Below are 17,789 nucleotides of genomic sequence, written 5' to 3' on the forward strand. Positions count from 1 at the left end.
CCTACAGTTTGCGGCTTTTCATCATCAGGGGTGCCGCACCCCACGACGGCATGAACGTTAGCGGGGTCCAGTCTCACATTCCAGCATGGCACCCCACAAACCTGAAGGGCCAATTCGGGCACAGAAAACACCCCTCCAGGCGCCTTTTTCACGCCGTTTTCGGACTGTTTTTCGAATTGATACAGATACTTGGCTTGGTCCGACCCCCCGGCCCTCAGATCCGCTACCCGAGGAGCGAGGCTTCATAGTGCTCCAGCAAATCAGCGGGATCGTCGTAGATCGCGGCTGCACCCCGCAACTCCCGATCGCTCCAACCGCCGCTGCGCAGGGCGATCAGGCGAATTCCGGCACGTGCCGCGGCCTCCACGTCATAGGGAGTATCGCCGAGCATCACCACCTGCTCGGCGGGAACCCCCAACTTCTCCATTGCAACCTTGACGATGTCCGGATCGGGCTTCGAGGCCTGGACGTCACTCGAGGACGCGGCCTCCTCGATCAGATCCTCGACGCCGGCCTGTTTCAGCAGCCGATTCACCGAGGACTCGCCCGAGGAGGTTGCCAGCACCCGCCGGATGCCTTCGTCCCGTAGACGCAGCAATAAATCGCGGGCCCCGGGGGTCGGCGCGAGCTGGTCGAGATAACGGGCCATGAAGATCTCTTTTTTTCGCGTGCTCAGCCGCTGCCCTGGCTCACTCTCGCTGGAAAACCCAAAGGCCTCCGGGATCAGCTTGTCGCCGCCTTTCCCAATCAACCTCCGTATGGCGTCGAAGTCGACATTCACGCCCATCTCGCGGCCCGCCTCCAGAAACGCCTGCGCGTGAGCGTCGTTGCTGCACAGCAACGTACCATCGAGGTCCAGGATCACCGCACGCACATTGCTCATCGCCGCCCTCCCGCATTCAGCGGTCCCCGGGAATCGCCGGCCGCCCAAGCAGCCTGTCGGACTTAGGCTGCCAGCGCCGCCCATTCGGGCGATGCACTCAACCCTCACCCACCCTGGGCTCTGCCGCAGACCGACGCCCCAGGCTGCACCTCCTCGCTGCAGGCGGTCCTTCCACTGTCTAGAGTAGACATGGAAGCCAACGGCGTACACACCGAACCAACACACCACGAGGAGACAGACATGGGTTTTGCGTTGTCCGACCTACAGCTGACCAGCCCCGCCTTCACGCAAGGTGCGGCGATACCTGCCCGGCACACCGGTGAGGGAGAAGACCTGTCACCCGAACTCGCCTGGAAGCAGGTGCCCGAAGGGACCCGTTCCTTCGCCTTGATCTGCCACGACCCGGATGCCCCGCTGGTATCCGTGCGCGGCACGTATGGCTTTGTTCACTGGCTGCTATACAACATCCCCGGCACCGAGACCGGTCTGCCCGAGGGGGTGGCGGACTTCACCGCCGGCAAGAACGATTTTGGCCGGACTGGCTACGGCGGGCCGATGCCGCCGCCCGGCCACGGCACGCACCACTACTTCTTCTGGCTTCTGGCCCTTCGCCACGCGCCGCAACTGCCTTCGGGCCTGACGCAGCTGGACCTGCTCAAGCGGGTCGAACCGTCACTGATCGGCATGAACCGGCTCGTGGGCACCTACGCGCGCAGCTGACCGACCGCCTCGCCCCCATTGGCAAATACCCGTTGACCGGTGCAGACTTGCGCGGCAAATCTCGACAACCGCGCTACCAAGGGCTTTCCACGGAGACAGGTCCATGAATTCACCGCTTCTCGACGACATCGGCAAGCTCATCTTTCGCGTTGGCTTCGGCGTCCTGTTCCTGATGCACGGCATCAACAAGGTGATGCACGGCATCGACGGTATCGAGTCCATGGTCGTGAATGCAGGCCTGCCGGCGGAGATTGCGTATGGGGTTTATGTCGGCGAAGTCCTGGCGCCGCTCCTGATCATCGTCGGCTGGCATGCGCGCATCGGCGCGATCCTGACGGCGATCACCATGGCCTTTGCCTTCACCCTCGCGCATTCCCACGAGATTTTCGAACTCACCGCCCACGGCGGCTGGCAGCTGGAACTGCAGGGCATGTTCCTGCTCGCCAGTATCGCGATCGCGCTGAGCGGCCCGGGACGCATCAGCCTCAACGGGCGCTGAGGTTGCGGGGCTGCCCGGCAACGCGCCGCGGCGGCCCCGACCCCTGTACCCTATCCGCGCCTGCAAGCACCCACAGGCGGGCGCCGCATTTTTCCGGGCTTCCCGCAAGGGGTAAACTTCCGCGGGCAATGCGATGCTCCACCGAATTCCGGAGGAGGGCGACAAAATCTGGGGTCTGAACGATGGCAGGAACGCTGATCCTCACCGCGCGCTGGGTCCTGCCGATGGTGCCCCGGGGCACGATACTGGCAGACCATGCGGTCGTCCTGCGCGGCCAGCGGATCGTTGAAATCCTTCCGAGCGCCGATGCCCTCGCCCGCCACCCCGGCGCGGAACACCAGGATTTCCCCCGCCACGCGCTCCTGCCGGGCCTCGTGAATGCCCATACGCACGCCGCCATGACCCTGCTGCGCGGCGTTGGCGGCGACCTGCCGCTGATGCAGTGGCTGCAGGAACACGTGTGGCCCGCCGAAGGCCGCCTGCTGTCCCCGGACTTCGTGCAGGCGGGCAGCCAACTCGCGGTGGCCGAGATGATCCGCGGCGGCACGACCTGTTTCAACGACATGTATCTCTTTCCGGAGGAGACCGCCCGGGTGGTGGACCAGAGCGGCATCCGCGCCGTGCTGGGGCTGACCGTGATCGACTTTCCGACGCCATGGGCCAGCACGACCAGCGAGTACTTCAGCAAGGGCGCCGACCTTGCGGCCGCCTGGCAGGGTCACGAGCGGATCCGCTTTGCGGTCGCACCGCACGCGCCCTATACCGTGGGCGACGACAGCCTGCGGGAGATCGCGCGCCGTGCCGAGGCGATGGACGTGCCGGTGCACATGCACGTGCACGAAACGGCGCACGAGGTCGCCAACGGCCTCAGCGAAAAGGGCGAACGCCCGCTGGCGCGCCTCGCTCGCCTCGGACTCCTGGAGCGCCCGTTTGCCGCTGTGCACATGACGCAACTGGATGAATCCGAGCACGAGTCGTTGCCGCGGACGCAGGTTTCGGTCGTGCATTGTCCGGAATCCAACCTGAAACTCGCGTCAGGCTTCTGCCCGGTGGCGCGCTTGCTGGAGAACGGGGTGAACGTCGCCCTCGGCACCGATGGCGTGGCCTCCAACAACGATCTGGACATGCTCGGCGAGATGCGCACGGCGGCGCTGCTGGCCAAGGGTGTGAGCGGTAACGCCGCGGCAGTCGGCGCGGCCCAGGCACTGGAGATGGCGACCCTCAACGGCGCCCGGGCACTGGGCCTGGAGGAACAGGTCGGGTCGCTGGAGCCAGGCAAGCTCGGCGACCTGATCGCCATCGACCTCGGCAGCCTCGAATTCCAGCCCGCCCATGACCCGCACGCGCAGATCGTCTACGCCGCGACCCGCGACGCGGTCACCGACGTCTTCGTCGGCGGACGGCCGTTGCTCCGCGGCCGTGAACTGCTTACGCTCGATATGGACGAACTCACGAACCTGGCCGGAGCCTGGCAAGAACGCGTACAGGCGGCCCATTGAACGGAAGCGAATGCTCATGACTACGCCGGGAAGAGAACCTGCCCCCCCGAACGTCGATGCAGCCGAGGTGGCCAAGTTCACGTCCCTCGCCGACGAATGGTGGGATCCCACGGGGCCGTTCGCGACGCTGCACGCCATCAATCCGCTGCGCCTGAACTGGATCGACGAACACGCGCGGCTGCGCGGCAAGAAGGTCCTGGACGTGGGCTGTGGCGCAGGAATCCTGAGCGAGGCCATGGCATTGCGCGGCGCCAGCGTGACCGGCATCGATGCCGGCGCCGAGCACCTGGAGATGGCGCGTGCCCATGCCGTCGAATCCGGTGTCGAGGTCGACTACCTGCGGACAACCGCCGAGGATTTCGCCGAACGGAATGCCGGCGCATTCGACGTGATCACCTGCATGGAGATGCTGGAGCACGTGCCGGATCCGGATTCGGTGGTATCGGCCCTCGCGCGTTTGCTGGCCCCCGGCGGGAAACTGTTCCTGTCCACGATCAACCGCACGCCGCGCGCCTTCGCCGAGGCCATCATCGGCGCCGAGTACCTGCTGCGGCTGCTGCCCCGGGGAACCCATGAATATGCGCGGTTCATCCGGCCCTCCGAGCTGGGCGCCAGCCTGCGCGGGCAGGGCCTGGAACTCCGGCAACTGCGCGGACTGACCTATTCGCCGCTGACCCGCAGGTACCGCCTGACCCCCTCCGTGGCGGTGAACTATCTGTTGTACGCCGAGTGGGCCGATCCGGACACGAGCCGGGCTTTATGAGCGGGTCGCTGCACGGCGTCCTGTTCGATCTCGACGGGACCCTCCTGGACACGGCACCGGACATGCACGGAGCACTCGACCGGCTGATGCTCGAGCATGGCCGGGATCCGCTTGCCTTTGCCGCGGTTCGGGATCATGTGTCGAATGGATCCAATGCCCTGGTCCGGCTCGGGTTCCCGGACGCCGACCCGGTCCTGCGGGAGACCTTGAAACGGCGCTACCTGGAAATTTACGCCGACAACCTGTGCCTGACCACGGCGCTGTTTCCCGGCCTTCCCGACCTGCTCGCCGAGATGGAGGCACGCGACCTCCGCCTTGGCGTGGTGACCAACAAACCCAGCTGGCTGACCAAGCCGCTGCTCGACGCGCTGGGCCTGACCCCGCGTCTGGCGACCATCGTCAGCGGCGACACCCTGCCCCAGCGCAAGCCGGCGCCGGAGCCGATGTGGCTGGCGGCGAAACAGGCAGGAGCCCGGCCTGACCGGTTCGTGTACATCGGCGATGCCGAGCGCGACATCGCCGCCGGGCGGGCCGCGGGGATGCGCACGCTGGTCGCGGACTGGGGCTACATCGATGCCAGCGAGAATCCCGCGGCCTGGCAGGCCGATGCCCGCCTCCAGGCGCCCGCTGACTTCTGGCCCTGGCTGGACTCGCTGGCCGGCGTGCGCCGATGCCTGGCGAGCTGAGTGCCGTCCCCGGGCTGGTCTGGGCCTTCGGGGCCGCCCTCCTGGTGCTCGGAATCGGCATCGGGCACGCCTGGGCCAGCGGCCGGCTCAACACCCGTGTACAGGTGCTGATGGCAGAGAACGCCCGCCTCGAAGCCGAACGCGACTATGCGGAACTGCGCCGCGAAGACCTGCACGCCAGCTTCGACAGTGCGCGGGAGCAGTTGGGCAACGCCTTTTCCGCCCTTGCGAACAACGCCCTTCGCGCCAACAACACGCAGTTCCTGCGTCTCGCCCAGTCAGTACTGAACCAGCAGCTGCTGCGCGGGCAGCACGAGTTGAGCCGCAGCGAGAACCGGTTCGAGGACCTGGTCAAGCCGATCCGCGACACCCTGGCCAAGACCGAGGCCGAACTGCAGTCGATGGAGAAGTCGCGGGACACCGCCTTCGCCGCGCTGAACGAGCAGTTGCGCCGCCTGAGCGCCGACCACGGCGAGCTGCAGAAGGAGACCCGCAGCCTGGTGCAGGCGCTTTCGCGACCCGGCGTCCGCGGCCGCTGGGGCGAACTGACCCTGCGCCGCGCGGTGGAACTCGCCGGCATGAGTGCGCACTGCGACTTCACCGAACAGGCCGCGCTGACCGGTGAGCAGGGGCGGCAACGCCCGGACATGGTCGTGCACATGCCAGGGCAGCGGGCCCTGGTGGTCGATGCCAAGACGCCGCTCGACGCCTATCTCACCGCGGTGGATGCGACCGAGCCCGAGGCGCGCAATGCCGCGCTGAAACGCCACGCGCAGCAACTGCGGGCGCGGGTGATCGAACTCTCCGGCAAGCGCTACTGGGCGGGGCTCGAGCACACTCCGGAGTTCAGCGTGCTGTTTCTCCCGGGGGACCAGTTTCTGGCCAGCGCACTGGAGCAGGACCCCTCCCTGCTGGAACAGGCCCTGGAACGGCAGGTCCTGCTCGCCACGCCGAGTACGCTGATCGCCCTGCTGCGGGCCGTCGAATACGGCTGGCAGCAGGCGCGGCTCACGGCGCATGCGCTGGAGATCCGCGATCTTGGTTCGGAACTGACCACCCGCCTCGGCAGCTTCACCGAACACCTGACGCGCCTGGGCCGGGCGCTGGAACAGGGGGCCGAGGCCTTCAACGCCACAGTCGGCAACCTGGAGCGACAGGTCATGCCCAGTGCACGGCGTTTCGAGGAATTGGGGATCCGGGCGCGCAAGCAGCCAGAGGTCCCACCGGCCGTCGATGTCCCCCTGCGCAAACCCTCGACGCCGGCCGAACCCGGCGCCGCTGCCGGGATGCCCGAGGCAGACAGCCGACCGGCCAGCGATGTCTCCTGACCCCGCGACTACCGCAGCCTACTCGCACTGCCTGCGCCGGGCCGCCGGGCATTACGAGAATTTCCCGGTGGCCTCGCACCTGCTGCCGCGCCGGCTGCGCGGACCGGTAGCGGCGATCTACTGCTATGCCCGGGATGCGGACGATCTCGCGGACGAGGACCCGCGCCCGGTGGCCGAACGGCGCCGGGCGCTGGAAGCCCTGCAGGCGCGAGTGCGGTCACTCGGAGACCCTGACCGGGAGGCGGAGCCCGAATGGCGGGCACTTGCCGATACCATCCGTCACTTCGGACTCCCCCTCGAGCCCCTGACCGACCTCGCCGACGCCTTCATCCAGGATCTGGACAAGACCCGCTACGCGAACTTCGGCGAAGTCATGGCCTACTGCAGGCGCTCGGCCAACCCGGTCGGCCGGCTCCTTCTGCACCTGGCGGACGAAGCCAGTCCCGACAACCTCGCCTGTTCCGACGCCGTCTGCTCGGCGCTGCAACTGATCAACTTTCACCAGGACCTGTACCAGGACTATGCCGAACACGGGCGCATCTATATCCCTGCGGATGAGATCGCCGCCTACGGTGTCACCGAAGCGCACTTCCGTGATCGGGTCAGCGACTTTCGCATGCGCAACCTGATGCAGTTCCAGTATCAGCGCGCGGACCGCCTGCTCCGCGCCGGTGCGCCGCTGGGCCGCGCCCTGCGCGGGCGGCTGGGATTGGAAATCCGCACCATCATCCAGGGTGGTGCGCGCATCCTGTGGCGGCTGCGGCAACAGCCCGACGTCTTCGCCCGCCCGCGCCTGCGCAAGGTCGACTGGCTGCTGGTGCTCGGGCGCAGTCTCGTGCCCGGGCGTGCCCGCAGCCGGCGCGCCTGAACGCTTCCCATGGCATCAGACTCAGCCCAGTCGCAATAGCCTGTGCTAAGGTTCGGTTCCGGACGCGAGCCCTACCCAACCCCTATGTCACCCGACGAATATTGCCAGCAAAAGGCCGCCCGCAGCGGTTCCAGCTTCTACTACGCCTTTCGTTTCCTCGACCCGCAACGGCGTCGCGCCATCATCGCCCTGTACGCCTTCTGTCGCGAGGTCGATGACGTCGTCGACGAGTGCCGCGAGCCTGCGGTCGCCCATGCAAAGCTGGACTGGTGGCGCGAGGAGATCGGGCTCCTGTTCGAGGGGCGTCCCCGGCATCCGATCACCCAGGCGCTTGCGCCCCACGTCGAGACCTTCGACCTCTCCAGGGAGTATTTCGAGGAGATCATCGACGGCATGCAGATGGACCTCGACTATGACGCCTACCCCGACTTCGCCACCCTGTCCCTTTACTGCTACCGGGCCGCGAGTGTTGTCGGCCTGCTATCGGCCCGGATCTTCGGCTTCTCGGACCGGCGAACCCTGAAATACGCCCACGACCTGGGCATGGCCCTGCAACTCACGAACATCCTGCGCGACGTCCACGAAGACGCCATGCGGGGACGTGTCTACATTCCGCTGGACGAACTCGAACGCTTCGGCGTCAAGGCCGAGGACTTCCGCGTCAACATTACGCGGGACGCGCATCGCGAGCTGTTCTCGTTCCAGGCGGCGCGCGCCCGGGACTACTACGTGAAGGCGGACGCACATCTGCCCGCAGAGGACCGATACGCCCAGCGAACGGGGTTGATCATGGCGGCGATCTATCGGGCCCTGCTGGAGGAAATCGAGCGGGATGGCTTCCGCGTTCTTGAGCACCGCGTGCACCTGACCCCGCTGCGCAAGCTATGGATCGCCTGGCGTACCGCGCGCAGCACCAAGAAGCCCCGGTGAACCAGACTTCGATGGCGGCGGGCTCCGTGCGCCAGCCGCTCGCCGACGAAGACCCCGTGGCGGTGATCGGCGCCGGCTGGGCCGGACTGGCCGCGGCGCTGGAGCTGGTTCGCGCTGGCCGGCCCGTGGTGCTGATCGAGGCCGCCGCCAACCCCGGCGGCAGGGGCCGCAGCCTCGATCTGGACGGCGCTCATCTGGACAACGGGCAGCACATCCTGGTCGGCGCCTGCAGGCAGGTGCTGGCGCAGATGCGCGCAGTGGGGGTGGATCCGGAGGTCGCACTGCACGTCCTTCCCTTTGCCCTCCCGCTCCGCGAACTTCTGGCCGAGGGCGGCACCCGTGGCTTCTCACTGTCGCCGCGCTCGACGCGCCCCTGGCACCTTGCGACGAGCCTGTACCGGGCCTTGGGCGGTGAGAAGCCGTCGCGGCGCCTGAAGGCCATGCTCGGCGCGGCGCGGATGCTCGCGCAGGCCCCGGACGCAGACCTGCCGGTGGCAGCGTGGCTGCGGCGCGGGCACCAGCCGCCGGCGCTGATCGCACGGCTCTGGGAACCCCTCTGCCTGGCCGTGATGAACACGCCCGTTGCCGAGGCGTCGGCGAAGATTTTCCAGAGTGTCCTGCAGCAGACCCTGCGGGGAAGCGAGCGGGACGCCCGCCTGCTGATTCCCCGCCTGCCCCTGGGAGCACTGTTTCCGGAACCTGCCCTTGCCTCGCTGCGTGCCTCGGGAGCCGAAGTGCGCATGTCGACGCGAGTGACGGGGATTGCGCCCCGTGCGCAGGGTGGATTCGAACTGGGCCTGCGCGGCGGAGACCGGCTCCACGCAGGCCAGGTGATCCTGGCCACTGCGCCGCGCGCAGCAGAACGTCTGTTGCCTGTATCGGACGCCCTTGCCCCGACCCGGCGAGCGCTGTCGGCGCTCGGCGCGAGAAGCATCTGCACGGTCTACCTGCGCTATCCGAAGCCCCTGGTTGACCTGCCTCCCCTCACCGGGCTGCTCGGCCAGCACGGTCAATGGCTGCTTCCCCGCCATCTGAACGGGGAACCGCACTGGGCCGCGGTGGTGATCTCAGCCGCGGAGATGTACCCGGCATCCGACGCCCGGAGCCGCTGGCAACAGGTGGCCCGTGAACTCGAGGCGACCTTCCCTGGGCTGGGCAATGCGGATTTTGGCCGGGTCGTTTGTGAGCCATCAGCGACCTTCGATGCCCGTGCCGGCATCGACGAGCTGCGCCCGGACGTCCGCACCGGGATGAGTGGACTCTACCTCGCGGGTGACCATTGCGCGCGCGGGCTCCCGTCGACGCTGGAGGCCGCGGTTCAGGGCGGCCTGCAGGCGGCAACGGCCATTCTCCAGGATGCCGGCCGGGGCGGGGCGCGTTGACTTCCCGAACCGGTGTCGGGTGCGCGGACAGCGTACTAGTTTCCGAGCCCCGAACTCGCGGCAACCATCTGGCAGAGATCCGCGATACTGTCCGCGTGCATCTTCTCCATCACCCGGGCCCGATATTTCTCCACCGTGCGGGGACTGATCTCGAGCTGGCGCGCGATGTCCTTGTTGCTCAACCCCGCAGTCACGAGCTGCATGACCTCCATCTCCCGTCCGGTCAGATGGCCAGCCCTTTCGATGATCGTCTGGCGGAGAACCTTTTGCGCGCGTTGCCGTCGATCGGTTTCGATGGCCTCCTCGATCCGGGCGATCAGGCTCTCCGTGGAGAAGGGTTTCTCCAGGAAATCGATGGCGCCGGCCTTCAGCGCACGCACGGTGGTGGGGATGTCGCCGAAGGCGGACATGAAAATAACGGGTAGCGAACAGCCCCGGTCGCTGAGCGCCTGCTGCACCTCGAGACCGTCCATGCCGGGCATGCGCAGATCGAGAACCAGGCAGCCTGGTCGCGACGGATCCAGACCCCTCAGCAAATCCTCCGCCGTCGCGTAGGCCTCGATCTGGTAACCCGCCAGGCTCAGCGCCAGGGACAGGGAACGGAGCACGCCCGGATCGTCATCGAGAAGCATCACGACCGGCGACTCTTTCACGCCGGGTTACTCTCCTGATGCAGGGGCAATGTGAAACACAACACGGTTCCGCCAGACCCCGATTCCACCCAGATTCTGCCACCGTGCGCCTCGACGATGGTTCGGCTGATCGCGAGCCCCATCCCCATTCCACTCTCCTTCCTGGTCTCCAACACCTCGAAAATACGCGGGCCCCACTCCGGGTCCAGCCCCGGCCCGGTATCGGCAACCGTGACCTGGGCCTGTTCCGGCAGGCGCTCGAGTCCGACGCGGATGTTGCGTACGGGAGAGTCGGCGAGGTCCATCGCCTCGATCGCGTTGCACAGAAGGTTCACAAGAACCTGCTCGATCTGCAGCGCGTTTGCCCGCACGATCACCGGCTCACTGACCAGATCCAGCTTCAGCCGGACCCGCTTGCGGCGGGCCAGCGGAGCGACGAGAGTCACTGCCTCGTGAATGCGCTCCTCCAGTCGGCTGGACTCTTTCTTGCTCTCTCCACGGCGCATGAACCGGCGTAGTCCGTCGACAATTTGGGTCGCGCGATCGACCTGGCCACGCATGTCCCCGACGACCGAGAGCAGTTGCATCTGGTTCAGGGGCTCCTGCTGCCCCAACACAACGGCGGCCTCGGCATAGAGCTGTGCGGCCGCCAGCGGCTGCGAGAGTTCATGCACCAGCGACGCCGCCAGCACCGTCACCGAACTGAGCCGCGACGCATGCGCCACCTCCTCGCGCCGTCGGCGGCTCTCCTGCTCGTTACGCACACGCTCGCTGATATCCATGTGCACAACCACAACCCCGCCGAATTCCAGCCCCAGGGGGGTCACGCTCATCAGGTACCAGCGCTGGCGCTGGGCGGAGTGACAGGGATATTCCAACGTGAAGTGAGCCAGGTCACCGTTGATCACGGCCTGAATGCCCTCGGCTGATCGCTGGGCCAGTCGATCGGGATCTTCCGCTGAGACGTCGCAACAGGCGTCAATGTAATTCAGGCCAATCCCGGTTTCGAGCTCCCGTGAGGCACCATTGCCGCGAGCAAAACGTCGCCACGCCGCGTTGACGGCGGTGATCCGCCCCGTGGCGTCCAGTACCGCGATGTGCGCAGACAGGGCGTCGAGCACCGCCTGGCGCTGGCGCTCGCTCTCCCGCCGCCGAGCCTCCGCGCTGATATCCTGGAAGGCCGTCAGGCAGAGGCGACCCCCACCGGCGGGATGCGGCCTCGAAAAGAACTGCAAGCGTCGCGGGCCACCCTGTTCACCCGGCAGAAAGACATTGACGACACAGGGTTGCTCCCGTGACTCCCCGCTCCCGTCACAAGCCTCCTGCAGATGCCGCAGTACGCGCTCGCTTTGGGTGGGCTCCAGCAGTGGGCCCAGAGATTCACCCATCCACTCGGAACGCGATCGTTCACCGAGCAATCGCGCGCCCGCCTCGTTCATCTCGATGAATCGGCCGTCGATGTCGAAGACTGCGTAACCGATCGGAGACCAGTCGCAAAGCTGCGTGAAAAGATTCTCGAGGCTCTCTGCGCCGCGCTGGCCGTAAGCACCCCCCTCAGGGCCAGCCCCGGCCGCAGCCTGGGACTCGACGGATTCGGTAGTATTCTGGGCCATAGGCGTGTCGGTTCAGGTAGTGGGCCACTCAGGGGCCGAAAAATGCGCCGAGCACGAGCCTCGGGAGGGGGACGCCGAAGGGTCGTGGGGACCCGGTGACGTTGGGCGACTGGGGCCGCACCCGCTCGAGGCCCGGCTTCCATTGAAGTTAGACAGAATACGACCCGGAAACAAGTGCGGGGCGGACGGCGGGCCTCGAAGCAGGCGGGCAAACTGGCTAGAATGGGATGTCGATTCCCCGGAGATCCTCCATTGCCCCAACTGGACCCTCAGATGCTGCTCGACTATCGCCCGGAGCCGGACAGTCTCGCCGGGCGTGTCATGCTGGTCACCGGCGCCGCCGAAGGCATCGGAAAGGCGGTCAGCCTGGCGGCTGCCGCTGCGGGTGCCACGGTGATCCTGCTCGACCGCGACATCAAGGGCCTGGAACAGGCCTACGATGCCATCGAATCCGCGGGATACCCACAGCCCGCCATCTATCCGCTGAATTTCGAGGGGGCCACCGTCAAGGACTACGCGGATCTCGCGGACAACGTCCTGGAGTCTCTCGGGCGCCTGGACGGACTCGTCCTGAACGCGGGCTGGGCGGGAAGTCTGACCCCAATGAAGTATTACGACCCCGAGCTCTGGGCACAGGTCATGAACGCCAACCTGAACGGCCCGGTCCTGCTGACCCGGGCGGTGTTGCCCATGCTGGAGGTCAGCGGCGAGGGTTCGATCGTGGTCTCTACCCAGAACGCGCGCAAGGCATTCTGGGGCGCCTTCGGCGTGGCCAAGGCGGGTCAGGACGCGCTGATCGACATCCTGTCCCTCGAACACTCGGGCCCGAAGGGCTTCATCCGCGTCAACGGCATCGACACCGGTCCCGTCCGCACCCGTTTCCGCGCCCTGCACTATCCCGGCGAGAACCCGTCCCTGCTCCCGACTCCGGAGCAGGTGGTCGCTCCCTACCTCTACCTGCTGGGACCGGACGCCGGGCCAATCACCGGCCAGCACATCTCCCTGGAGGGCAGGATCGCGGTACCGGAGGCAGACGCGACCGGGCCATCCTGAGCCCCGTCACGTCCCTGCGTCCTTTCGCTTCCGCCTGACCGACCCGGAACCGGCACCCGCGTGTAAAGCAGGCCCGGACGCCTGAGGAACGTCTTCACCCGCACCGGGCAGGCGCGGCACGAAGCGCATGACCTTCTCAACCACGTCGAGCTTCAGGTGGGCCTCGGCCCGGAAGCGCCCCGCATAGGCCAGATCCTCCTCCCGCAGTTCATAGCAGGTTGCCCCGGTGATGTCGGTGAGGACGGCCGGAATGCCGGCGGCCTCAAAGGCATGGTGGCGTTTCAGGTAGAAGCTCTCGCAGCACATGCCGACGTAGGCCGGCACCTCGTCCGCGCGCATGCCCTCCAGGGTCTCCTGCAGGTGCTCGAAATTGGTGATGGAGACCACGCGAAGTCCCCGCTCCCGGGCCATCGCGTAGGCGTCGCCGACCTCGCACTTGCCGCACTCCGAACAACCATCGCGGAACCGGAACTTGCAGTCGGCGAGCTTGGCGCAGTAAGGCACCAGCATCACCGTGGCCCGCTCCAGGATCTCCGTGGCGTCTTCACCGTGAGGGTTGTGCACGATCAGGGTGTTGCTTTGTTCGCGGTCCAGCCCGAAACGAACCCCCTGCTCACGCCGGGCCGTCACAAGCGCGACCAGGCGCTGGAGATCGCCGACACCGAAACCCAGCAGGTCGGCGCCGGGGACGGCCCCAAGCGCCCGCACCAGGGCCTTCCCGCAATCCTGAAGCAGGCGTCCGCGCAGGCCCGTGCCAAGGCGCGCGAACAGATCTGAAGGAGCGAACTGCACTGCGCCGCTGAAGTTGGCCTGCACCACCCGCCCCTGCGGATCGGCTTCGATGGCCAGGTAGATTGCGCCGCCCCCGGTCTTCACGAAGGCCTTCATGGCATCGGCCGACGGCTTCTCGTCCAAGGCAACCGCGGGGCAGCACTCCGTCGGCGGCGCCTCGCGTGTGGCCTCGGAAACAAGACGCAGCGCAAAGGCGTCAGCGAATGCCTGCGACAGAGCCTCGCGGATCCGTGCAAGGTCCGTGGCGGATCCCGTCACGTTCTCGAGGCTGACGAGACGTTGCCGCGCGCTCAGCACGCCCTCCCGAGACAGCTTTTCGGTCGGCACCCGCAGGATCTTCAGCATCGATTCCGCATCGGGGGGAGTGACCAGCAGGCTGCCCTGGATCAGGATGCAGTCGCCCAGGCGTCCGGCAAAGCCGCTGCCGATCTTGCGCCCCTGAACCTCGATGTCGTTGGGAAACACGAACTGCGCGGCGACGCCCAGTTGCCGCAGCGCCGCCACCATCGCGCCACCGTGCGTTTGCAGGATCCGGGCGAGACCGACGTCGCCTAAATGGTTCACGGGCAACGCCAGAGACCACCACAGCTGGGAAGGATCCAGATACAGCGCGCCGCCGCCGGTCGCACGGCGCACGACCTCGATGCCCTGCTCAAGACAGTGTTCGCCACGTACGGCGATCCCCGCGCGCTCATGGGCGCCGAGTACGGCACTGACCGGGTATCGGGAAAAGCGAAGCGCCGGCGCCAGTGCCGGCAGCACGGCATCCTGCGCGGCATTCTCACGGGCGGAGCGCAGACCCCCATCGTAGACGCGGCAGGACAACGATCGTGGATGCTCCAGGGACTCCAGGACGGCTGCTGTCATGTTCGGCTCCTCGGCCCTGCCGTTGGTTGACTGTCGCTGCAGTTCAGGGATGTGTTGTGGCACCCACTCTAAATTCCCGAATCCTGTGCTGGGTTGATTTGGATCATCTAGGCGTGCATCGAGCGGTGCGAGGATCGTGCCATCGTGAATCGAATCCGGGGAATGCGCCGCATTCGATCGCATCCGCATTTTGCAGGAGGAGCCGACATGACGGACTGGCGTGAACTGATCCAGGCAGTCGAACCATTGCAGGACCTGCGCCTGCATCACGATCTGGTTTCGACGCTTGAGCGGGACTGGCATGGCCCCGTGGACCGGCCGATTCCCCCGGTGCATTTCTACACGCCTACCTTCAAGTCCTATCAAACCTCCGAGCTCAAGACCTGCGGCAAGAACGCCTGGCCGGCGGTGTCCATCACCGGCGGGGACTGCAAGCTGCAGTGCGACCACTGCAAGGCCAGCATCCTCGAGCCGATGATTCCGGCCCGCACTCCGGAGGAACTGTGGCGGGTGGTGAACGAAATCATCGAGGACGGAGCCCAGGGCATGTTGCTCACCGGCGGCTCGAACCACCGCAACGAAGTGGAATACGCCCCGCATTACGACACCATCCGGCGGATCAAGGACGAATTTCCGCAGTTCCGCATTGCGGCACATGCAGCGCTCGTCGACGACGACGCGGCGTTGAGCATGGAGCAGGCGGGTGTCGACGTGGCCATGATGGACGTCATCGGCGCCCAGGAGACCATCACCCGGGTCTATCACTTGCGCCGATCGGTGGCGGATTTCGAGGCCACGCTGGAGAGCCTGGTACGAACCCGCATGAAGGTCGTGCCGCACATCGTCATCGGCCTTCACTACGGGCAGATGCTCGGCGAGTGGAAGGCCCTGGAGATCATCCAGCGACATCTTCCGGATGCCGTGGTCCTGGTCGTCGTGATGCCCTTCTACGCGAGCGAGAAAAAGCCCTTCGCCACGCCGGATTCGAGAGAGGTGGGACACTTCTTCCGCGCTGCCCGCGCCGCCCTGCCGACCACGCCTCTGCTCCTGGGCTGCGCGCGCCCGCCGGGCGAGGCCCGGATGCAGATCGACACCTACGCGGTGATGGCGGGCCTCGACGGCATCGCCCACCCGGCCGACGGCGCGGTGGAACTCGCGGCCCGTCTCGGGCGGCGCGTCCGCGTGACCCCCGCATGCTGCTCGATCGTTGTCGGCGACGAAGTGATGGCGCTGGGCGACGCACCCAGCGGCCTGGAGCTGGATGTGGAGACCATCGTCCAGGAAGAAGTCCGGCGCAGGGCATCCACCCGGGGCCTTGGCATTCCGGTCGTGGCCGCGCCTGCGGCGATATCCTCATCCCCCAATCTCGTGGAGTCATGAAACATGCGTGATCCCAAGACCCTACGCGTCATCGACACCGGCCTGCGCCGCGCCGCCGAGAACCTGGCGCTGAACCGCGCACTGCTGGAGGCCCACCAGGAAGGTGCCTCGCCACATACCCTGCGCTTCCTGCGCTTTACCCCCTGCGCGCTGGTCGGGTTTCATCAAAGTGTCGAGCAGGAACTGCGCGCGGACTACTGCCAGGAACAGGGTATCGACATCCAGCGCCGCATCACCGGTGGCGGGGCGATCTATTTCGACCAGACGCAGATCGGCTGGGAGTTATACCTGGACAAACGCTTTCTCGGCACCGCCGAGATGCCGCTCATTGCGCAACGCATCTGCGAGGCGGCGGCCCGCGGCATCAGCGCCCTGGGCGTCGATGCCCGCTTCCGGCCTCGCAACGACATCGAGGTCGACGGGCGCAAGGTCTCCGGGACCGGTGGCGCTTTCGACGGCGACTCGATCCTGTACCAGGGGACACTGCTGATCGACTTCGATGTCGAGCGGATGCTGCGCGTCCTGCGCATCCCGGCGGAGAAGCTCTCCGACAAGGCCATCTCCTCGGCGCGGGAGCGGGTTGCCAACCTGAAGGACCTGCTCGGCGAGTTACCTTCGTTCGAGACCGTGCAGCAACGACTCGCCGCGTCGTTCGCCGAAGCCTTCGACGTGAACCTGGAGTGGGATGACGCGCTGAATCCGACGGAGGAAGCCAGGTTTGCCGAGGCGCTACGGGAAATGGACACCCCCGAGTGGATCTATCAGCACGACCGGCCCGCTGCCGAGGCAGGCATGCTGGAGGGCCTGCACAAGTCTCCGGGTGGCCTGATGCGGGCAGCCCTGGCGCTGGACCACGCCCGCGACCGGATCAAGCAGGTCTGGATCACCGGGGACTTCTTCGTGAAGCCCGGGCGCACCGTGATCGATCTCGAGGCCAGCCTGCGCGACACGCCGGTACAGGAGCTGGAGAACAACATCCGGCACTTCTTCGCCCGGAACCCCGCGGAAATGCTGATGCTGTCTCCCGACGACTTCCTGACGGTACTGCGCAATGCCCTGGCGAAGACCACCGTCGCGTTTCCGGCCGGCGGAGCGACCGAGCGTCCGTCATGAAATCGCTGGATCTGCTGGTGGTCGGTCTGGGACCGGGTGGCGGCAGCGCCGCCGGCAAGGCCGCCGCGGGGGGTCTGGACGTTCTCGCGGTCGATCGTCGGCAGGTCATCGGCGAGCCGGTGCAGTGTGCCGAATTCATCCCGAACCCCATGGGCGCCTATGCCCGGACCCACCCGGTACGCCTGCAGTCCATCACCGGAATGCAGAGCATCCTTCCTTCGGGCGCGGCGCATGCCAGCGACTTCCCCGGCCTGATGATCGATCGCGCCGAGTTCGACCGCGCGATTGCCCGCGCTGCGGAGGATCATGGCGCCGAACTCTGGACCGCCTCGCGCCTGACGGCGCTGGAACCCGCAGAGCGGATCGCCACGATACGCCGCAATGGGCAGGAGCAGGCCATCCGCTACCGCGCGCTGGTCGCTGCCGATGGTCCGCACTCGACCGTGGCCACTTGGCTCGGGCTCGCCCCGTTGGCGACCGTGATCACGCGCCAATACACGGTGCCGCTGAGACAACCGCTCGGCGACACGATCGTCTGGCTCTCGGACGACTATCCCGGTGGGTACGCCTGGTTGTTTCCCCGGGGCGACGTCGCCAACCTCGGACTCGGACTCGATCCGCAATTACAGCCGGATCTCAAGGGTCCCCTCGAACAGCTGCACCAGCGACTGATCGAACAGGGACAGGTCGGTCCCGAGATATCGCGGCGCACCGGCGGCGCGATTCCAGTCGGCGGTCCCCGCGAGCGGCTGCATGACGGCCGCATCGTGTTCGTGGGCGA

General features: G+C 66.8%; 17 protein-coding genes. 13 read left to right on the top strand and 4 right to left on the bottom strand.

The annotated features are described in order from the left end of the window. Positions 1-223 precede the first annotated feature (223 nt). The gene (locus tag EA346_RS11220; protein WP_296758595.1) at positions 224-883 is read right to left on the bottom strand and encodes an HAD family hydrolase; all 660 of its coding nucleotides are present in this window, start codon (positions 881-883) and stop codon (positions 224-226) included. Positions 884-1,123: 240 nt separating this feature from the next. Here EA346_RS11220 and EA346_RS11225 point away from each other — a divergent pair, with 240 nt between their 5' ends. The 9 genes from EA346_RS11225 (at position 1,124) to hpnE (ending at position 9,558) form a co-directional block, all read left to right on the top strand. Next, positions 1,124-1,603, top strand: a complete 480-nt coding sequence (locus EA346_RS11225) for a YbhB/YbcL family Raf kinase inhibitor-like protein (protein WP_296758596.1) — start codon at positions 1,124-1,126, stop codon at positions 1,601-1,603. Between the two features lie 103 nt (positions 1,604-1,706). Next, positions 1,707-2,102 (top strand): DoxX family protein, encoded by a 396-nt coding sequence (locus EA346_RS11230; RefSeq protein WP_296758598.1) that lies wholly within the window; start codon positions 1,707-1,709, stop codon positions 2,100-2,102. 182 nt (positions 2,103-2,284) lie between these two features. Next, the gene (locus EA346_RS11235; RefSeq protein ID WP_296758600.1) at positions 2,285-3,601 is read left to right on the top strand and encodes a TRZ/ATZ family hydrolase; all 1,317 of its coding nucleotides are present in this window, start codon (positions 2,285-2,287) and stop codon (positions 3,599-3,601) included. Positions 3,602-3,617: 16 nt separating this feature from the next. After that, complete coding sequence (ubiG, locus tag EA346_RS11240) at positions 3,618-4,364, top strand: bifunctional 2-polyprenyl-6-hydroxyphenol methylase/3-demethylubiquinol 3-O-methyltransferase UbiG (protein ID WP_296758619.1); 747 nt, start codon at positions 3,618-3,620, stop codon at positions 4,362-4,364. Further along, the gene (locus EA346_RS11245) at positions 4,361-5,050 is read left to right on the top strand and encodes an HAD-IA family hydrolase (RefSeq protein WP_296758601.1); all 690 of its coding nucleotides are present in this window, start codon (positions 4,361-4,363) and stop codon (positions 5,048-5,050) included. The genes ubiG and EA346_RS11245 overlap by 4 nt, the downstream gene beginning before the upstream one ends. After that, a complete protein-coding gene (rmuC, locus tag EA346_RS11250; protein WP_296758603.1) occupies positions 5,035-6,378 on the top strand; it encodes a DNA recombination protein RmuC in 1,344 nt (447 codons plus the stop codon). Before EA346_RS11245 ends, rmuC begins: the two co-directional genes overlap by 16 nt. After that, the gene (hpnC, locus tag EA346_RS11255) at positions 6,368-7,246 is read left to right on the top strand and encodes a squalene synthase HpnC (RefSeq protein WP_296758605.1); all 879 of its coding nucleotides are present in this window, start codon (positions 6,368-6,370) and stop codon (positions 7,244-7,246) included. Before rmuC ends, hpnC begins: the two co-directional genes overlap by 11 nt. An 84-nt stretch (positions 7,247-7,330) precedes the next feature. Beyond that, positions 7,331-8,176, top strand: coding sequence for a presqualene diphosphate synthase HpnD (hpnD, locus tag EA346_RS11260; protein WP_296758607.1), 846 nt, complete (start codon positions 7,331-7,333; stop codon positions 8,174-8,176). Between the two features lie 11 nt (positions 8,177-8,187). Continuing rightward, positions 8,188-9,558 (top strand): hydroxysqualene dehydroxylase HpnE, encoded by a 1,371-nt coding sequence (gene hpnE, locus EA346_RS11265; RefSeq protein WP_296758621.1) that lies wholly within the window; start codon positions 8,188-8,190, stop codon positions 9,556-9,558. Positions 9,559-9,593: 35 nt separating this feature from the next. Here the strand turns inward: hpnE and EA346_RS11270 are convergent, their stop codons facing one another. Both EA346_RS11270 and EA346_RS11275 read right to left on the bottom strand, forming a co-directional pair. After that, positions 9,594-10,211 (bottom strand): response regulator, encoded by a 618-nt coding sequence (locus EA346_RS11270; protein WP_296758609.1) that lies wholly within the window; start codon positions 10,209-10,211, stop codon positions 9,594-9,596. Further along, positions 10,208-11,803, bottom strand: coding sequence for an ATP-binding protein (locus EA346_RS11275; RefSeq protein ID WP_296758610.1), 1,596 nt, complete (start codon positions 11,801-11,803; stop codon positions 10,208-10,210). The genes EA346_RS11270 and EA346_RS11275 overlap by 4 nt, the downstream gene beginning before the upstream one ends. Before the next feature lie 273 nt (positions 11,804-12,076). On the opposite strand from EA346_RS11275, the gene EA346_RS11280 reads away from it, so the two are divergent. After that, positions 12,077-12,856, top strand: a complete 780-nt coding sequence (locus EA346_RS11280) for an SDR family NAD(P)-dependent oxidoreductase (protein WP_296758624.1) — start codon at positions 12,077-12,079, stop codon at positions 12,854-12,856. Between the two features lie 6 nt (positions 12,857-12,862). Here EA346_RS11280 and EA346_RS11285 read toward each other — a convergent pair whose 3' ends face one another. Then, positions 12,863-14,515 carry a DUF116 domain-containing protein gene (locus EA346_RS11285; protein WP_296758611.1) on the bottom strand — a complete coding sequence of 551 codons (1,653 nt, stop codon included), beginning with the start codon at positions 14,513-14,515 and terminating at the stop codon, positions 12,863-12,865. Between the two features lie 207 nt (positions 14,516-14,722). Here EA346_RS11285 and EA346_RS11290 point away from each other — a divergent pair, with 207 nt between their 5' ends. From EA346_RS11290 to EA346_RS11300, 3 genes are all read left to right on the top strand, one after another. Further along, the gene (locus EA346_RS11290; RefSeq protein WP_296758613.1) at positions 14,723-15,895 is read left to right on the top strand and encodes a radical SAM protein; all 1,173 of its coding nucleotides are present in this window, start codon (positions 14,723-14,725) and stop codon (positions 15,893-15,895) included. Between the two features lie 3 nt (positions 15,896-15,898). After that, positions 15,899-17,008, top strand: a complete 1,110-nt coding sequence (locus EA346_RS11295; protein WP_296758615.1) for a lipoate--protein ligase family protein — start codon at positions 15,899-15,901, stop codon at positions 17,006-17,008. Further along, positions 17,005-17,789 (top strand): NAD(P)/FAD-dependent oxidoreductase (locus EA346_RS11300; protein ID WP_296758616.1); only part of this gene is annotated, 785 nt, incomplete at its 3' end. The genes EA346_RS11295 and EA346_RS11300, both read left to right, overlap by 4 nt.

Origin of the sequence: Thioalkalivibrio sp. (genome assembly GCF_007692535.1) — a bacterium.
Taxonomy (GTDB): domain Bacteria; phylum Pseudomonadota; class Gammaproteobacteria; order Ectothiorhodospirales; family Ectothiorhodospiraceae; genus Thioalkalivibrio.